Raw genomic sequence first — 16,926 nt, 5'->3', positions numbered from 1 at the left:
CGCGGGACGGCACACGATGACCACGACTCCAGGAATCGACGACGAGGGGCGGGTTCGGCGTTGCCGTCGGTGCGTGGTCAGACGTCCCCGCCCACCCGATACCCCGGTACGGACGGCCAGCGCACCGTCAGCACCACCGACTCCTCCTCGGCCGACCACGAGTGGTCCACCCCGTGACCCCACACCACGTAGTCGCCCTGCTTGGCCAACAGCACGCTGCGACCCGGTAGTTCGACCCGGAATCGGCCGCTGATCAGGACCAGCAGCGCGGTCCGCGCCTCCCCGGTCACCCACTCGGCGCGCTCGTCGCCGGGAGGGTGCACGCCCCACTTGATCTCCACCGCGTCGCTGTGCCGGGGATCGCCGGCGTCCTTGAAGTGGCCGAGCAGCCAACCCCGGTCCAGCGCCGCGTCCGGGCCCGCATTGCCCACATACACGCTGTCGTTCATGGCCGGCGACGCTAGCAGAGCAGGATCCCGCTCCCGAAGGGTCAGGCGGCGGCGGTCACCCGGTGCGGGTCCGGTGCCTGCGCCGCGCGAACCTGGCGGAGGTGGTCGAACACGGTCATGATCGCGAGGAGCACCGTGGCGACGGCGAGTACGGCCCAGCCCGTACTCGCCACGGACGCGATCAGCGGTACCGCCACCACCGCGACGGCGATTCGCCCCTCGACCGGGCCCGTGCCCAGTACGTAGCGGTGCCAGGCGTGACCCAGCAGGAAGGTGGCCACGCCGGCCCCCAGCCACCAGCGGTTCGTGTCGGTGCCGAGGTGGTGGATGGCATCCGAGATGCCCGCCGCGACCAGCACGATGCCGGCGATCATCACCGCGTGCGCCAGGCCGAACGCCACGTAGCCGAGCATCTGCCGGCGCTCCACGGAAGCGTCCGACATGGCCCGCACGGTGCGTTCGTCGTCGCCGCCGAAGTACGTCCACCAGATGCCGGTGGCGGCCGCGATGCCGAGCAGGATGCCCCCCGCGAGCTTCCAGTCGACCGGCCGACCACCCGCGCCGATGCCCACGGCCACGACCGATTCGCCGAGCACGATCAGGATGATCAGGCCGTGTCGCTCGACGAAGTGGTGCGGCTCGACCACGAAGCCGCGAATGCGTCCGATCACCATCGACAGGTACAGCACCGCCACGGCCGCCGCCCAGCACACCCACGTGCCGGCGTCCGGCAGGTGCGGCGCGATCAGGATCAGCACGCCGCCGACCGCGTTGAACGGCGCGAGTCGAAGGATCCCGGCCCGGGCCGAGGGTTCGGAGGCGGTCAGGAACAGCGCGACGTGCATGGCGACGGCGACCAGGAACGCGAGTCCGAACGCCCAGCCGTCCGGGTCGAACGCGTAGGGCAGGTCCAGGCCCATCACGAAGAACGAGGTCATCGTGAGGGCCAGCAACAGCCGGACCACCGTCGCGTCCGGGCGGACCGCGTTGGTCAGCCAGCTGAACGCGCCGAACATCCACCACATCGCCGCCAGCGGCAGCATGCCCTGGAACAGCCCGCTCCAGCCCGGGTGAGACTCCACCTGGTGGGTGGCCTGGGTGAGTACGAAGACGAAGACGAGGTCGAAGAACAACTCGATGGGGGTCACGCCGGTGGGCTGGTCGGCCTCGGCCGGTGCCTCGGCCGGGCCGTGTGGGAGTTCGATCGGGATTTCGAGGGAGTCGTCGTGGGACACGGGGTCCGTCGGCGGGGGTGACGCCGGTATGGAGGCGTCGAGTCGATCGGGGTCGCGGGGGGCCGAGGAGGATCTCATGCGTTCGCTTTCGTGGGTCCGGGTGCGCCCATCGGGGGGCCGAGGCGCGGCACCGGGGGCGGTCCGACCGAGGTCCGACCCGGTCCGGTGCGAGTCGCGCACGTGCGCGGGCCCATCATCACCGCGACACCTGCTTCGGAACAGCACGTTTTCCGCGCGTTCGCGATCGGCGTAGCCCAAACGCACGTCGCGGCGGGCCGGAAGTCCGGCCCGCCGCACGCGCCCTGATCAGCCGTCAGGAACGGCTTCCGAGTGGCCCGGGAGTCATCGGTTCACGAGCAGAGGACGCACTCGGTGGCCACCGAAAGCTCACGAGCAGAGGATGAGCAGTGACGTGATCACGGTGCACGAGGTCGAGGAGCCGTTGTTCGCCGGGTTGGGGTCGTTGGGCGCGCTCGCGGTGCGGCTCGCGGTGACCTCGTAGGCGAGGCCCAGGCCGAGCAGGCCCACCGGAGCGGTGAAATGGCGGGTGGTCGCGGCGCCCTTGGCCAGCGGACCCACCGTGCAGGTCACCGTGCGGTTGGCCACCGCGCAGTCCGGTGACGTCGCGGTCATCGGCACCGGCAACGGCGCCGTGACGGTCGCCGAGCCGAGCGCGTCCGGACCGCGGTTGGTGATGGTGATCGTGTAGTCGATGTGCGAGTTGAACAACGACGGCACGCCGGTGGCCTGGAGCGCGACCGCCACATCGGCGCGCTCGCGATGTAGGTGTATCGATCGGCGGGATTGCTCGCGCTGGTCCCACCGGCGGTGCTCACCCGGACGTCCACCTGGCCGGCCCCCGGCCCCGCCGGCGCGGTCACCGTGCACGAGGTCGCGGTGCACGAGAGCGAGGTCGCGGGCCGACCCGGGCCGAAGGTGACGCCGGTCGTGCCCGCGAGGTTGGTGCCGGTGATGGTGACCACCGTGCCGCCCGCCTCGGGACCGGAGTTCGGGCCGATCGAGGTGACCGTCGGCGCGGCCGCGTAGATGTACCGGTCCGCCGCCGAGGTCGGACTCGTGCCGTTGGGGCCGGTCACGGTGACGTCGACGGTGCCGGGTGCGCCCGGCGGCGCGGTGGCGACGATGGTCGTGTCGTTGACGACGGTGAAGGATGCGGCCGGGGTCGGGCCGAACGCGACGGCGGTGCTGCCGGTGAAGTGCGTACCGGTGACGGTCACCGGGGTGCCGCCGGCTGCGGGGCCGGAGTTCGGGGTCACCGAGGTGACGGTGCGCGGCTGCGGGACGCCGACCACGACGATGCCGTACGGGGTGCGGCCGACCGGGATCGTGGCCACCACCATGTCGGACGCGGTGTCGATCACCGACACGTCGCCGGACGCGGCGTTGGTGGTGTACACGAAGCCGCCCGCGACGTGCAGCGTGAGGTTGGCCGGGTAGCCGCCCACGGCCACGGTGTCGATGACCGTGTTCGTGGTCAGGTCGACCACCTTGACGGCGGCCGGGAGGTGATGGGACGGAAGAGCACGTTTCCTCCAGGCGGGCGGTCGACGGTGGTTGCGAGGGGTGCTCGGCAGGCATCGAATATACGCGCGAAGATCGGGGGCGAGGCCGGTCCGGTTCGGAGACCGGGACCGAGAGCGGGACCAAGACCGGGACCGGGATCGGCCCGTGTGGAAGTCGGGTGGTGCGGTGCCGGCCCGGTCGGGTCAGGACTCGGTCGGGTCAGGATCCGGTCGGCTCGGGCCTCGGCAGGTATACGGCACGGCCGAGGGCGCGGGCCTCGACCGCCGCCGGGACACGCGGGGCGACGGTGCTCGGCAGCAGTTCGGCGGCTCGATCGAGGGTGACGAACGCGTATTCGTCGAGTTCGTCCTCCTGGATGCGAATCGCGGCGATCTGCTCGGGGCCGAGGGTGCCGCCGTCGAACATCCAGCCGGTCAGCGGTCGCGGCCTCGGATCGTGCTCGGGCACCCAGTGGATCACCAGCAACTCGCCTACCGCGAGGTCGAGTCCGAGTTCCTCGCGCAGTTCGCGCGCGCAGGCGACGTGCGGTGGTTCGTTGCGATCGACGAAGCCGCCGGGCAGGTTCCAGTGGTCCCGGTAGTTGGGCTTGACCAGGAGAACCCGGTCCTCGGCGTCGGTGATCAATGCGCAGGCGGCGGCGTAGAGAGTGGGCAGTTGCGCGTACCACTGCTCGGGCGGCAGGAACTCGTTGGTCATCTGCTCGACTCTAGCGACATCCGGGCCGCCCGGCCGAGGCCATGGCGGGCCCTGGTGGGGGTCAGGGTGGGGGTCGGGTGGGGGTAAGGCCCGGAGTCGGGTCAGCCGACGACGAAGCGGTCCCGGGGTTCGCCATGCAGCCGGCCCGGGGGCAACTTGCGGCCGAACGCGACCAGAAGAAGGTCCTGGCCCGTACCGGTCAGTGGCGTGCCGGTGCCGTAGGACCAGTCGACGTCGTCGGCCCGCAGTTCGATACCGGTCAGGTCGACCCCGAAGAACTTGACACCGCGCGGGTCGATCGCGTCCAGCAGGATGCGCAGCCGGTCCTCGGGCACACGACGATCCAGGCCGAGCGCGACCGTGATGTCCAGGCCGTGCACCACGTCGTGCCCGAGTCCGGCCGTGCGGCCGCCCGGCGGCTTCCACGGATGGTCCGCGTTGTCCGCGAGCGCCGCGGTGATCTCGTCCGGCGACAGGGCGGCGGCGTCCGCGCGGGCGAGGCGGTCGGTCATGCGGTGGAGGTTGCCGCGGGCCTTGACCAGTTCCAGACCGATCCGCGGCAACGAGTAGCGAAAGCCCATCGACATGTGGGCGGCCACCTCGCGCACCCGCCACCCGGCGCAGAGCGTGGGCGCATCCCACTGGTCGGCTCGAAGGTCGGCCAACACGGTGGCCAGTTCACGGCGTTCGGCGGCGATCGCGGAAGGGAGCGACAGCTGGGACCGGTCTCGGTGTGGCGTGTTGCCAGTCATGTGATCAAGCGTGGCGATCGCCCTTCGATAAGTCCAAGACGCTTCTTTTCTGGGAGCTAGAATCGATGGTTATGGAGCTGAGGCAGTTGCAGTACTTCGTCGCCGTGGTGGAGGAGGCCAACTTCACCCGCGCCGCCGCCCGCCTGCATCTCGCGCAGCCTGGTGTCAGCGCCCAGATCCGGCAGTTGGAGCGTGAACTCGGTCAGCAACTGCTCGACCGCTCCGGCCGCACGGTGACCCCGACCCGGATCGGCGCGGCGATACTGCCGTACGCACGGGCCGCGCTCGCCGCGGTCGAGGGCGTCCGGCATACCGTGGACGAGTTCACCGGATTGTTGCGCGGCCGGGTCACTCTGGGTCTGGTGTCCGGGGCGGCCACGCACGAGTTCGACGTGGCATCGGTGCTCGCCGACTTCCACGACGATCACCCCGGGGTCGAGATCACCCTCACCGAGGACTCCTCGGAACACATGCTCGCCGCACTGCGCCACGGCGAACTCGACATCGCGATGGTCGGGATCGTGGACCCGGAGCCCCCGCCGGGACTCACCTTCCGGATGATGGTCGACGAACCCCTGGTCGCCGCGATGGCACCGACCGATCCGTTGCTGACGCCGGGCCGGACCACCGTCCCGTTGGCCGCCCTCCGGGATCGCCCGTTGATCGGCCTACCGCGCGGAACCGGGCTGCGCGGGGTGCTCGATCGCGCGTGTGCGGAGGCGGGATTCCGGCCACGGATCGCCTTCGAGGCCGCCGCGCCGCAGTTGCTCGCGCAATTGGCCGCGCGCGGCCTGGGCGTGGCCGTACTCCCCGCGCTGCCGCCCGCCGTGGCCACAGCGGCCGGCCTGCGCACCCTGCACCTGACCGATCCGAGCCCACGCGGCCGCATCGCCCTCGCCTGGCGGAGCAGCGGTCCGGCGAGCCCTGCTGCCCGGGAACTCCTGTCTCGCCTGCGCGGGAACCCGGCCATCGGGGAGCCGGCCGGCGCCGATTTCGAGGGCGCCGGGATCCCGGCGGGATAGCGGTGAGTCGGCCACGGTGGGTACGGCGGCAAAGACGCCGGACCGGGCCGGCGTGTCGGGTGGTGGCCGGCACAACTGCGGTGCCACACGGCGTACTTCACGGTTGCCGGGGGTCGGGCTCCGGTCCGCCCGCGGCGAGTGTGGGTACGCGGCGGACCGGAGCCGTGTCGTGCGGGGTTGCCGCGGGCGGGATCAGCCGGCGGTCAGGCCGCTGTCGTTGTGCAGGATGGCGCCGTGCACGTTGCGGGCTTCCTCGGAGGCGACGTAGGAGAACATCGCGGCGATGTCCTCCGGCTGGGCCATCGGGCGCGGTGTCATCGCCCGGCCGACCAGGTCCCAGTCCACGTCCTCCGGGATCTGATAGTTGGCGACCAGATTGGTGTCGATGCCGCCCGGCGCGATCGCGTTCACGCGCAGCGGCTGCTTGGCGAACTCCCAGGCCAGCGACCGGGTCAGCTGCACCACGGCACCCTTGCTCATGGTGTAGACGACGCTGTAAGCCAAGCCCATCACACCGGCGTTGGACGCGATGTTGACGACGTTCCCGGAACGCTCGATCAGGTGCGGGATGGCGGCCTGGCACATGAAGAAGTAGCCGTCGATGTTGACGCCCATCATCCGCCGGTAGTCCGCCTCGGTGACCTCCAGTACGTGCTCGGCCCGCGCGATGCCGGCCACGTTGCCCAGCACGTCCAGCCCGCCGAACTCGGCCACCGCCGCCGCGACCGCCGCGAAGCACTCCTCACGAACCGACACGTCGGTGACCCGGGTCGCGACCTTGCCTGCGAGTCCGGCGGCCAGTTCCGCGGTTTCGGCCAGCGCCGCCGCCGCGATGTCCAGTGCGAACACGTTCGCACCCTCCGCGGCCAGGCGCAGCGTGGTCGCGCGGCCGACCCCGGAACCCGCCCCGGTGACCACCGCGGTCTTGCCGTCGAACCGGCCGGACACGTGGGCTATCGACATACGTTCACTCCATCGCACGAGAGCGGTGTGGGCCCGGACAGGCGCCCATGACCAGAGGTGACGGATCGTGCCATAGCCGCGACGGGGAAGCCAGGGTCACGGACCGCGCTGCGCTCGGGGTCACACACGGCGTCCCGGCCGGTCGGTGCGGTTCGGGGCGGCCCAGGTGAGGCGACTCGGGGCGCAGGTCGGCGGCAAACACGCGTCGCCACACGCAACATATCGGGATGCCCACCCCGTCCAACCGGCATGGCAAATCGTCGTGGACCTCATGGGGGCGCATCAGGATGAGACCCGAAAAGGAGCGTCTGTTCGACGAGTTCGTCACGGCCCGCTACCACGCGCTGCGCCGTACCGCGTACCTGCTGTGCGGAGCCTGGCCGCCCTCCGCGCGCAGTTGCCCGCCGGGCTCGCGACCATCGAGGAGTATCCCGGCGATGTTTCCCTCTCGTACCTGGCGACGAGGCCCGACGGTCGAAAGACCACCCTCAGCTCGGGCGTCGGAACTCGCCACGCCCCGGGGTCCGCGCCCGAATCACCATGCGAGAGCGATCCCGGGATCAACAAGGAGACCGGAGGAGCACTGCCCGCCTGGACCGACTGCGTGCGCGGAATCCTCCCCGACGGCTCCAAGACCGTGACCGGTTCACGAACCGTCGACGGCGACACGATCGTGGAACTCATCATCACGACGCCGGACGGCACCGTGCGCACACTCGCATCGGGGACACGCGACGACAGGACCGGCGTGCTGCTGGGCGGCCCCCCGCTCACCGGAAGCCAACTCTTCACCCTCGCCTCGCGGCCGGACATCCTCTCGACGATTACCGGGGCCGCCTCCGACGCGGGCTGAACCCACCGCCGACAGGCGGAGCCCGGCGCGACAACCACCACACGAACCCGGCTCCTGCGGCACGGTCGTCCGCCACCGCTCGCCGCTCGGCCGACGCGTCCGTCCGGCCGCCTTGTTCGACCTCCACCATCGCGGTCACGCCACCCGCTACCGCGACGGTGGAGTGGGCATCAGCCCGAGGCGGCTCGTCTGATCCGCTTGGTTCTCCCTCTCTTCGCAACCACGTTCCGGATCGCGGGGTCGCAGCCGGAAGCGGCGATCCGTAGTTGCAGCCAATCCGACCAGTCGTCGATCCGGTCGAGGATCTGCCGGAGCGGGAAGACCCTGTCCTCGATGGCGGCCAGGACGTCGAGTTCCTGTGCTCGGCGGACCGGGAACGCTCGGACCGCCGGATCCAATATCGCTATCCAGTACGGGCGTTCAAGGACCGAAACCCGTTCCAGTACCTCCCCGACGACACCTGCGGCGAGGGAGGGGACAGGTTCCAGGCGCACGGCTTCACGCACCCGGGGCAATAGTCGGGGAACCTCCAGCGCGGTGCGGTAGAGATCCCAACGGTCGTGCTCGTCCGGCGCAGCGGGAGCGGTCCGGCCGAGAGCAGTGGCGATCCGTGCGAGCGCTTCGGCGAATCGCGGGCTCGGGTCGTCAACGGACGATGCCCTGCGTCCTCGGTGGCAGCGATGCAAACCGTCGAGCCGGCCGGATGGTTCGTCTTCGGGTCCTGGGCGGTGCTCGCACGTTCGGGGCGGTGCGCCGTTGGCGGCTGCGAAGTCGGGCCCGGGTGGGGCAACGTGTGGGCGGGTGCGAGGGTGGGTGCCCTCGGGATAGAGGTCGAGGTCCAGCTCGGCGAGTTGTTCCGCCGTGAGGGGCGGTATGAAACCGGCGGGGTAGCGGTGCATGAGAGGGCTGGGGCCGAGGTTCTCGTAGCCGTGCTCGGCACAGTTCAGGACGATCACGTGGGGGCCCCCGCCGCATCCCCCGCGTGAGTACAGGCGGTCGTGGGTCAGACACACGTAGCCGAATGCCGTGCAGAAATCGTCTTCGGTTGGTTCGTGAAAGTGCGGGTCCAGGACGACTTGGACCACGATCTCCTGAGGGTCGTCGCGGGGGATAGGGCGTGGATCCTGCCACAGCAGTTTGGCGGGGAGCATGTGGCCGTGGTCTCCGATCGGGAATTCGGGACGTCTTCCGGTTGTCGGCGCAAGACCTGCCGATTTGCGTCGGCCGACGGCCTTGGCGCCGGCGGGGGTCGTTGCGGTGGGTCAAAGGCCGGCGTCGGCCAGGTCCGGGTCGTCGGCGTGTTCACGGCGGGCGGCGAGCTCTTCCCGGGCTTGGCCGAGAAGGCGTTCGCCGGTGCGTTCGCCGACACCGAGGCGGTGGGCGACTTCCTCGCCGGTCAGGTCGGTGTCGGCAGCGAGCAGGGACACGAGGGCGAGAATGCGGTGGTCGCGACGGGCGGCGCCGGTGAGCGCCGAGCCGTCCACTCTGCGGCCCTGGCGCGGGATGTCGTAGTCGATCGGGGCGACGGGGGGCGTTTCGACGGGTTCGATGCTCGGCGGCTCCACCGGGGTGTCGGGCATTGGCGAGGAAGCGGAAGTACCGTTGCCTGCCGCCGACTCGGCCGGGGCGGGAGGGAGTGTCGGGGCGAGCTTCGGCGCCTCGCGGCGAGGGGCGGGCGCGGGCGTGGCGGGAGCCGGCGGGGCTGCGGAGGGCCGGCCGGGCCCGCTGGTGGTGGCATCGGATGCCGGATCCTCGCTCGCCACCGGGTCCGGGTTGCCGGCGCGGCGGGCGCGTGGTTGGTGGTGCTGGTGCGGATTCGTGGGGCGAGGCGACATCGGTCGCGGGGTGATCGCGGCCGTGGCCGCCGCGTCGCGACTTGGGGCGGGGATGTCGGGCGGCGTGGCGACCGGGGTCGGGTCCGGGGTCGGGTCCGGGGTCGGGTCCGGGATCGGGTCCGGGGTCGGGTCCGGGATCGGATTCGGGGTCGGATACGGAGCCGTCGTGGTCGGCGGCGGGATGGCTCCGTCCGCGTACGAGGGTGGCGCGTCGGCCGTCGGACGAGGTTCCGCCGTTGCGTCCGGCCATGCTTCGAGCGCAGCGCGGTGTGGGGTCTCCTGCCAACGCACGTCGGCGGCCGGGTTGTGGTGCAGGTCTCCGCCATCCCACGGGTGGGCGTGCGCCTGCCCGTACGCATCGACGATGCCCTGCAACTCCGCGTCGGGATCGCGGCTCTCGTCGGTACCGTCGGGCAGGCCGATGGCCGCCGCGTGGGACTGCGACGGCCCTTCGGCACCCTGCGCGGCGGTGGGGACACCGTGGGCACGGTGGGCGTCATGACGCGTGGCGATGGGATCCGACGCCGCGATACCCGCCGCTTGATCCGGGTCCGGGTCGTCCGGCCGGACGCCGGCCGCCTGGCGATGCGCGCCCTCCCGGCCGGAGGACTCGGACCGCACGTCACGAGGCAGGTTCGTGGCACCCGCCACGGCCATGTCCGCCACATGCCGACGCGCGCCCGCCGCACGCAAGCCGTCATGGCGCGTACCCGCGCCACCCGGCGGTACGACGCCCCCCTCACGTGGCGAAACCATGCCGCCCGACACCGCGATGCCTGTCGCCGTCCGACGGTCGGCCCTGGACGCCGGCGAGCCGGCACCCATACCGCCGCCGAGGTCCGCGCTGCCCGATGCAGCCGGCGCCGCGTCCCGGGGCCGGTGGTCGGTATCCCGAGCCGCCGGCGACACGACCTGCGGCCGGCTCGGGCCGTCGGACGACGCAAGCCGGGGCGCGGCGCCTTGGGTCGTCGGCGACGTGACTCCCGCGCCCGTCATGCCTCGGGTCGGGTGCTCGGTCTCCGGCCGGTGTGGGACCGCGTCCTCGGCGCTCGACCCGGCGTTCCCTGCGTCCGGCCCGGGCGACGAGGCTCTGGCGTCTCGGCCCACCTCCCCCGCACCGGCACGCGAAGTCGGCGTCGAGCCGCCGTGGTACGGCGAGCCCGGCGGCCGGTGCCGGTCGAGGTGCTCGTGGCCCTGTGCCACATGGGCCGACCCCGGGGCGGTCGAGGCGTGCGCGGTGGACGGCGGGTCGGCGGGGGCCGAGACGGCGACACCGGCCACGCGGCGGGCCAGGGTCGGGTGTGGGGTGCCGCCCTCGGGGGGCGTCGTGCCGAGGTGCGGGCGGCCGTCTCGGTGGGCCGGATCGGCGACGTCCGGCGTGGGCCAGGTCATGTTGGCGAGTCGACCGACGTCTACCAGGACGCGCAGTTGCGGGAGTACGGCCGCCTCCACCGCGGCGTCGGCCAACCGCACACGCGCGGCCGTCCGTTGGGCGAATGCCTCGGCACGACGGTACCGGCGGTCGATGCCGCGCTTGGGACGTGCGGGGGAACGACCGGCCCCGTCGACCTGTACGGCGCGCGCCTCGGTGGCCTGGCGAAGCCGGTACAGCGCGCGGGCCGCGCGGCGCTCGCGGACACGTTCGGTCGCTTCGGCCGCGCCCATGTATTCGTCGCCGGCGAGTTCGGCCAGGACCAGGACCCGCTCGATCGGGTGCAACCAGCGAATCCACCCGACCCGACGGTCGGCGCGTTCGGTCCGCGCGTGCCGCTCCTCGGCCAGGCCCAGCTCCCACAGCACGGCGGCGATCGGCGCCCAGATCCCGAGCGCGAACGCCTCGCCGAGGTTGGCCCCCTCGCTGGCCGACATGGACGCGGACAGCAGCGCCAATACCCACACCAGGGCCCCCGACAGGCCCGCCGCGGCTCCCCGGGCGGCCCGCCGACGAGCCCGTAGCGCGCAGACCACCGCGGCGAAGTCCAGCGCGACGAACGGCAGATACGCCCACGGCCCGTGCAGTCCCATGACGTCCCGGCCGAACTTGCCGAGCTGGGCCGCCGACAGGCCCGCCGCCGCGGCCGCGACCGCCGCCGTCAGCAGGTCCTCGACCCGCCGCCCGCGTCGGTCCCTGGTCGCGGTCCGGTCACTCTCCAGCGCCTTGCGGGCCTCCTCCGGCAGGGCCGCGACCCGGGCCCGCTCGGCGACCGCGCGGCGGCGGGCGCGTTCGATGAGGACGGCTGAGGCAAGCACGACGAGGGCTCCGGCCGCATAGGGCCAGTGCCGGGACCAGTCCCAGCCTGCGAGGTCCAGCATGTGTACGACAACTCCTTCGTCCCGCGCGCAAGGCACGGGTCCGAGTCGGGAAGTGCTCGTCTCGATGGGTGATTCGGGCCGCGGGAGAGCGGTCGAACGCCGGCGGGGAACCCTCCGACGGTCGGAGGGGACCACCCTTCGAACGGGACCGTGTGTTCGGTGGGGACGGTCCTTCGGTGGGCGAACCTACCTTCGCGGGGACGGGGGTCAGCTTTCGGCACCCGTTTCACCCTCCATCAGCCCACGGCCGACGGTCGGTGGTCGGTCCGTGATCGGTCGGCAGTCGGTCGGTGGTCGGATCGTCAACTTTCGATGCGACCACCGATGCGACCCGTGGGGCCGAAGCAACCGGCGAAGCAACGGGCAACGGGCAACGGGCAATGGGCGAGCTCAGCGAACGAGGGCGATGGGGCAGCAAGTGATCGAATCACCCGGGGCAATCCGATCAGGCGCCGCAGACATCCCCTTCACCGCATCGGTGGGCCACCACGCACCCGCACCGGCGGGTATGGACGTACGCGCCTGTGGTCACCGGCCGGCCGGCACCTGCGGAAGGGGCGCCCGGTGCGCGACCACGCGAAACCGACACGGAGACGTGGGCAACGCGGACAACGCACACCCGCGCGTGGCACGAAGACGCGAAGACGCGAAGACGCACCGGCGGGGGGTCACCGAGCCCGAAGTCCGCGCACCCCGAAGCCCTGCGTCCCCCCGACGCACCCACGCACACCCACACGTCCGCGTCCGCACCCGCGTCCGCCCGCGACGGCACCCCGACCGAGTCCAATTGGACTCATCCAAGGCCACGCATGGATCACGCCGATCGCACCGACCGCACCGCTGCGGCCTTCGCACCGCCGCGACTATGCCGAGACGACGCCCCGGCCCGCATCCGAGCGGGCGCCCGGGACGGCACCCGAACCCGCCCCGGGATCGTCCGCCGGGTGCACGTCCGCCTCGGCGAGCTCTCGTCGTGCCCGCGCCACCTGACGTTCGAGTTCGTCCAGGTAGGCCACCGCAGCCGCCCGGTCCTGCCGGGCCAGCGTGGTCAGCCATCGGCGCGGAATGGTGTCCGCGGCCTTGGCCGTGTAGTCGACCACCCGATCGCCCTCGACCTCCGGCTCGATGCCGAGCGAGTCGAGGTAGGTCCGCACCTGCTCGACCGCCGCCGCCGGCGAGAACGCCTCGCCGACCGCCGCCACCGCACCGCGCAGGACCGCAGCCGTCAGCGGTACGGACTCCGCCTCGGCGACCGTGCGGTACACGGTCACGGCGGCCTCGTTCCCGTACCGGCCCGCGAGCGGCACGAGTTCGCGGACCTGGGCCTCGTTCACGGCCTTGAGTCCGATCGGACTCAACGCCTCCGCGATCGGCCAGGCCTGGATCAGCCGGTCCGCATATCGGCGCTGCATGTCCCAGCGGTCGAGGCAGTAGTCCTCGAAGCTCTCGTAGCGCGTGCGGTACAGCCGGGCGTCACGAACGATCTGCAAAGCCTTGCCGGCCGCCCAGAACGCGACCCGCAATGTCTCGATCGCCGCCTCGCACGCGGCCAGTTGCCGCTGCTCGTCGTCGATCAGTACCGGACTGTCGGACAACGGCCGAAACGGCGACGGCAGTTCCTTGGCCATGTCGGCGGCGGTCCGCAACCGACGCGGCTCGGCCGCCGTCCTGGGGGTGCGTTGACGGCCCATCAGATCGCCTGCTCGATCGCGAGAGCGAGCTTGTAGAAGTCCTCGCGGGCACGCAACGCCGTACCGCTCTCCTTGTACTGGGTGACCACGAGCCCGCCCTCCGCCGCATGAGCGTGAATCTTGTACTTGCGAATCGGCTCCCGTGCCCGGGGGTAGCCGCGTTCGTCTATCCACGCCTCGACCCGGGCCCGGTCGGTCTCCCCGTCGCGCGGATCCCACAGGTTCACCACCACGATGTACGGAATACCCCGCGGCTTGAGCACCCGCTCGATGGTGTACTCGCTGGGCGACCAGCTCATGAACTCCGGCGTGATCGGGACCACCGCCAGATCCGCCACTTCGAGCATGTCGCGCAGGGCGTCCGCCGCCGCGCCGTGCCCGAGCGGGTCGGTGGCGAGTTCGGCCTCGGGGTCGGTGTCCATGAAGCCCGGGCTGTCCACGACGATGCGTGCGACCCCCGGATCGGCCTTCAGCTCGGCGAGCATGCCGGGCTTGCCCTTGGTGGACATGTAGTCGAACGGCAGGAGTTCCTCGGGAACCCGATCCGCCCAGTCCTCCATCGACCCCTGTGGGTCGATTCCGCACGCGACCACGGGTGCGTCGGCGTCCGGATCGATCGGCCCGGTGGGGGTGAAGTTCTGCCCCTGCACGGCGGCCAGGTTCACCGCGATGGTGCTCTTGCCGACGCCACCCTTGCGGTTGATGACGACCACGACTTTGGCCTTGGGCGGTGACGCCGAACTGCGGGCAGGGCTCATCTGGGACCTCCGTTGGCTTCCCCATCACGGGTACTCGGACGCCGCCCAGCATGCCAGAGCCCCATGGGGCAACCCCCCTTCGGGACGGCGACACTCCGCAATGTCGACCACATCGGTGATACCGGGCAATCCCGGATGTCCGCGCGTGATCCGACAATCCCCACGAACGAGCCGACGACACGACACACCCGACCCCCGCGCGAAGCCTCGGACGGTGGGCGGGCACGTCGTCCGCGCGCTATCGGCCAACTCGCCCCGCAGGACGCGCAGTACGTGGCTCGCGACCGCGGCGGACCGTCCGCCGGGGTTCAGCCGCGAAGGACGGCGGCGGCGTCGGCGAAGAAGCGGTCGCCCGCCGAGGCTGCGGACGGGGCCGCCTGGTCCATGGTCAGGAAGCCGTGGATCATCCCGGGCTCGCTGCGGTGCCGGACGCGGACTCCGGCGGCGGTGAGACGGGTGGCGTACTCGTCGCCCTCGTCCCGGAGCGGGTCGTGTTCGGCGGTGACCACCACGGCCGGCGGCAGGCCCGACAGGTCGGCGGCGAGCAGCGGACTGACCGCCGGATCGGCGCGACGGGTCACGTCCGGAACGAAGTTGGCCACCCCCCACGCGACGGCGTCGGTGGTCAGGCCCCAGCCGGTGGCCTTGTCACGCGTACTCGGCCGGGACAACGTCAGGTCGGTGTTGGGGAACGCGAGGATCTGCGCCGCGGGCAACGGGCCGCCCTCGGCCCGCATCCGCAGACAGGTCAGAGCCGCCAGATGGCCACCCGAACTGTCCCCCGCGACTGCCGGCGGCCCCGCCGCACCCGACAGTTCGCGTGCGTGCTCGGCGGCCCAGCGAAAGGCCGCGGCGGCATCGTCGGGCCCGGCCGGCCACGGGTGTTCGGGGGCCAGGCGGTAGTCGACGGCCAGTACGGCGATCCGCGCGGCGAGGGCGAGTCGGCGGCACAGCCGGTCGTGCGACTCCAGGCCTCCGATGGTCCACATCCCGCCGTGCAGGAAGACCACCAGCGGGAGCGGATCGAGGGTGGGTCGGTACAGACGGGCCGCAATCGGCGGCATGGTCACCGCAGGGCCATCCACGACAACGTCCCGAACCTCGGCCAGCTCGGGGCCGGACGGCCGCTCGGCAAGACGCTGTCGCTGCCGCCGCCGCATCTCGACGGCACCCAACTCCCGCACACCGGGCCCACCCACGCGCCGCTCGGCCTCCAGGTAGGCGGCAAGCTCCCGGTCCGCGACAGCTGCCACTTGCTCATCACCCATGCCACCAGCTTGCCGGCCACCCCGCCACGATCTATCGCGGATATAATAGATCCGCTATTCACAGATAGACTTGGGACATGACGTCGCCGCAAGAGTCACCGCCGCGGCCCGCGACGGGGCGCATCATCTTCCTGAACGGCACCTCCAGTTCCGGCAAGTCCAGCATCGCCGCCGAACTGCTGCGCATCCTCGAACCGTCGCACTACCACCTCGCGGTGGACGCCTTCCACGCCATGCGGTCGAAACGGCACATCCCGCCGGACCTCGTGGATGCCGAGATCGACCGTACGGTCAAGGGCTTTCATCGCGCGGTCGCCGGCATGGCCGCAGCCGGCAATCCTGTCCTGGTGGACCACGTCCTCAGCAAGCGTTGGCGCCTGCTCGACTGCCTGGCCGTGTTGCCCGCCCAGGATGTGGTTTTGATCGGATTACGTTGCCCACGCGCCGAGTTGCTGCGTCGTGAACAGGCGCGCGGGGATCGGCCGCCGGGCCTGGTGGCGCTTCAGTTCGACCGGGTGCACGCGCACGGCGTGTACGACCTCGAATGCGACACGCACACCTACAGTCCCGCCGAATGCGCCCGCCGGATCCGCAACTTCCTGCCACACCGCCCGAGCCCCACCGCCTTCGAACGACTGCGCCGAATGCTGCTCGACGGTTGAAACCCGTGGCACCGAGGCACGGACGACCCGACGCCAACCGAACCGACCCGACGCTGAGCACCGTACGCCAGCCGATCGAGCCGATGGGCCGGGCCGCGGTCGAGTTGCTGACGGCCGAGATCGCGGGAAGCGCGTGCGCTCCGCATGACATGCCGGTGAACGTCCCGGTGTGTCCTGATCGATCAGGAATCGAGAAGCGCCGTTCACGGAGCCGCCTCTAGCCTGCTCACCATGGACATCACCATTCACACGACTTCTCTTCCGCACGACGACCCGGACGCGTCGCTCGCCTTCTACCGCGACGTCCTCGGCTTCGAGGTCCGCAGCGATGTCGGGCAGGGCAGGATGCGCTGGATCACGGTCGGCCCGGCCGGTCAACCGGGCACGTCGATCCTTCTGGCGCCGCCCGCCGCCGATCCCGGCATCACCCAGGACGAGCGCCACACGATCACCGAGATGATGGCCAAGGGCACCTACGGCTGGATCCTGCTGGCCACCCCGGACCTCAACGCCACGTTCGAGAAGGTGCAGGCCGGTGATACCGAGGTCGTCCAGGAGCCGACCGAGCAGCCGTACGGCGTCCGCGACTGCGCGTTCCGCGACCCCGCGGGCAACCTGGTCCGTATCCAGGAGCTGCGCTGAGCCGTGCGGCCATCGATGCGGCTGTGCGGGCCGACATCGCGACCACCCATAAGGAACGCGGCGGCGCACCAGAGCGGATGTGCCTGCCCTGCCAGTCGCCCGCCCGGGCCGCGTCCGGGTCCTCGTTGAACCGGTCATGAGCCCGGACTCCGTCCCGCTGCCGTCCGGCGGTTGCTCGACCGGCGGCTGGTCGAGTCCGGCGGGCCGGTCCACACCACCGAGCGTGGGGGGGGGGGCCGCCG

General features: G+C 71.6%; 16 protein-coding genes and 1 pseudogene. 5 read left to right on the top strand and 12 right to left on the bottom strand.

What is annotated here, in order from left to right:
- Positions 1–77: 77 nt before the first annotated feature.
- From ABZS54_RS36590 to ABZS54_RS36565, 6 genes are all read right to left on the bottom strand, one after another.
- Positions 78–449 (bottom strand): signal peptidase I, encoded by a 372-nt coding sequence (locus ABZS54_RS36590; RefSeq protein ID WP_355546144.1) that lies wholly within the window; start codon positions 447–449, stop codon positions 78–80.
- Between the two features lie 41 nt (positions 450–490).
- A complete protein-coding gene (locus ABZS54_RS36585) occupies positions 491–1,684 on the bottom strand; it encodes a low temperature requirement protein A (protein WP_355546142.1) in 1,194 nt (397 codons plus the stop codon).
- Between the two features lie 387 nt (positions 1,685–2,071).
- Positions 2,072–2,422, bottom strand: coding sequence for a hypothetical protein (locus ABZS54_RS36580; RefSeq protein WP_355546140.1), 351 nt, complete (start codon positions 2,420–2,422; stop codon positions 2,072–2,074).
- Positions 2,314–3,192 (bottom strand): IPT/TIG domain-containing protein, encoded by an 879-nt coding sequence (locus ABZS54_RS36575; protein ID WP_355546138.1) that lies wholly within the window; start codon positions 3,190–3,192, stop codon positions 2,314–2,316. The genes ABZS54_RS36580 and ABZS54_RS36575 overlap by 109 nt, the downstream gene beginning before the upstream one ends.
- 235 nt (positions 3,193–3,427) lie before the next feature.
- A complete protein-coding gene (locus tag ABZS54_RS36570) occupies positions 3,428–3,925 on the bottom strand; it encodes an NUDIX hydrolase (protein WP_355546136.1) in 498 nt (165 codons plus the stop codon).
- Positions 3,926–4,026: 101 nt separating this feature from the next.
- A complete protein-coding gene (locus ABZS54_RS36565) occupies positions 4,027–4,677 on the bottom strand; it encodes a maleylpyruvate isomerase family mycothiol-dependent enzyme (protein WP_355546134.1) in 651 nt (216 codons plus the stop codon).
- A gap of 71 nt (positions 4,678–4,748) precedes the next feature.
- Between ABZS54_RS36565 and ABZS54_RS36560 the strand changes: the two genes are divergently transcribed.
- Positions 4,749–5,699, top strand: coding sequence for a LysR substrate-binding domain-containing protein (locus ABZS54_RS36560; RefSeq protein WP_355546132.1), 951 nt, complete (start codon positions 4,749–4,751; stop codon positions 5,697–5,699).
- Between the two features lie 192 nt (positions 5,700–5,891).
- Here the strand turns inward: ABZS54_RS36560 and ABZS54_RS36555 are convergent, their stop codons facing one another.
- Complete coding sequence (locus ABZS54_RS36555) at positions 5,892–6,662, bottom strand: SDR family oxidoreductase (RefSeq protein ID WP_355546130.1); 771 nt, start codon at positions 6,660–6,662, stop codon at positions 5,892–5,894.
- A 367-nt stretch (positions 6,663–7,029) separates the two neighbouring features.
- On the opposite strand from ABZS54_RS36555, the gene ABZS54_RS36550 reads away from it, so the two are divergent.
- The gene (locus ABZS54_RS36550; RefSeq protein WP_355546128.1) at positions 7,030–7,515 is read left to right on the top strand and encodes a hypothetical protein; all 486 of its coding nucleotides are present in this window, start codon (positions 7,030–7,032) and stop codon (positions 7,513–7,515) included.
- 170 nt (positions 7,516–7,685) lie between these two features.
- Here ABZS54_RS36550 and ABZS54_RS36545 read toward each other — a convergent pair whose 3' ends face one another.
- The 5 genes from ABZS54_RS36545 to ABZS54_RS36525 all read right to left on the bottom strand — a co-directional run bounded on the left by ABZS54_RS36545 (position 7,686) and on the right by ABZS54_RS36525 (position 15,380).
- Positions 7,686–8,666, bottom strand: coding sequence for a hypothetical protein (locus ABZS54_RS36545; protein ID WP_355546126.1), 981 nt, complete (start codon positions 8,664–8,666; stop codon positions 7,686–7,688).
- 111 nt (positions 8,667–8,777) lie between these two features.
- Complete coding sequence (locus ABZS54_RS36540) at positions 8,778–11,663, bottom strand: hypothetical protein (RefSeq protein WP_355546124.1); 2,886 nt, start codon at positions 11,661–11,663, stop codon at positions 8,778–8,780.
- Positions 11,664–12,526: 863 nt separating this feature from the next.
- Positions 12,527–13,354: a hypothetical protein gene (locus ABZS54_RS36535; protein ID WP_355546122.1), complete on the bottom strand. Its 828-nt coding sequence runs from the start codon at positions 13,352–13,354 to the stop codon at positions 12,527–12,529.
- Positions 13,354–14,112, bottom strand: a complete 759-nt coding sequence (locus ABZS54_RS36530) for a ParA family protein (RefSeq protein WP_355546120.1) — start codon at positions 14,110–14,112, stop codon at positions 13,354–13,356. The genes ABZS54_RS36535 and ABZS54_RS36530 overlap by 1 nt, the downstream gene beginning before the upstream one ends.
- Positions 14,113–14,420: 308 nt before the next feature.
- Positions 14,421–15,380 carry an alpha/beta hydrolase gene (locus ABZS54_RS36525; protein ID WP_355546118.1) on the bottom strand — a complete coding sequence of 320 codons (960 nt, stop codon included), beginning with the start codon at positions 15,378–15,380 and terminating at the stop codon, positions 14,421–14,423.
- A 77-nt stretch (positions 15,381–15,457) separates the two neighbouring features.
- On the opposite strand from ABZS54_RS36525, the gene ABZS54_RS36520 reads away from it, so the two are divergent.
- The 3 genes and pseudogenes from ABZS54_RS36520 to ABZS54_RS36510 all read left to right on the top strand — a co-directional run bounded on the left by ABZS54_RS36520 (position 15,458) and on the right by ABZS54_RS36510 (position 16,684).
- Positions 15,458–16,042 (top strand): AAA family ATPase, encoded by a 585-nt coding sequence (locus ABZS54_RS36520; RefSeq protein ID WP_355546116.1) that lies wholly within the window; start codon positions 15,458–15,460, stop codon positions 16,040–16,042.
- 35 nt (positions 16,043–16,077) lie between these two features.
- Positions 16,078–16,263, top strand: a pseudogene (locus tag ABZS54_RS36515) (substrate-binding domain-containing protein); the annotation flags it as partial.
- 10 nt (positions 16,264–16,273) lie between these two features.
- A complete protein-coding gene (locus ABZS54_RS36510) occupies positions 16,274–16,684 on the top strand; it encodes a VOC family protein (RefSeq protein WP_355546114.1) in 411 nt (136 codons plus the stop codon).
- Positions 16,685–16,926: the final 242 nt, after the last annotated feature.

Origin of the sequence: Embleya sp. NPDC005575 (genome assembly GCF_040605455.1) — a bacterium.
In the GTDB taxonomy this organism is placed as follows: Bacteria; Actinomycetota; Actinomycetes; order Streptomycetales; family Streptomycetaceae; genus Embleya.
Note: the sequence above shows the minus strand (reverse complement) of the source record. Positions and strands in the feature narration are given on the sequence as shown.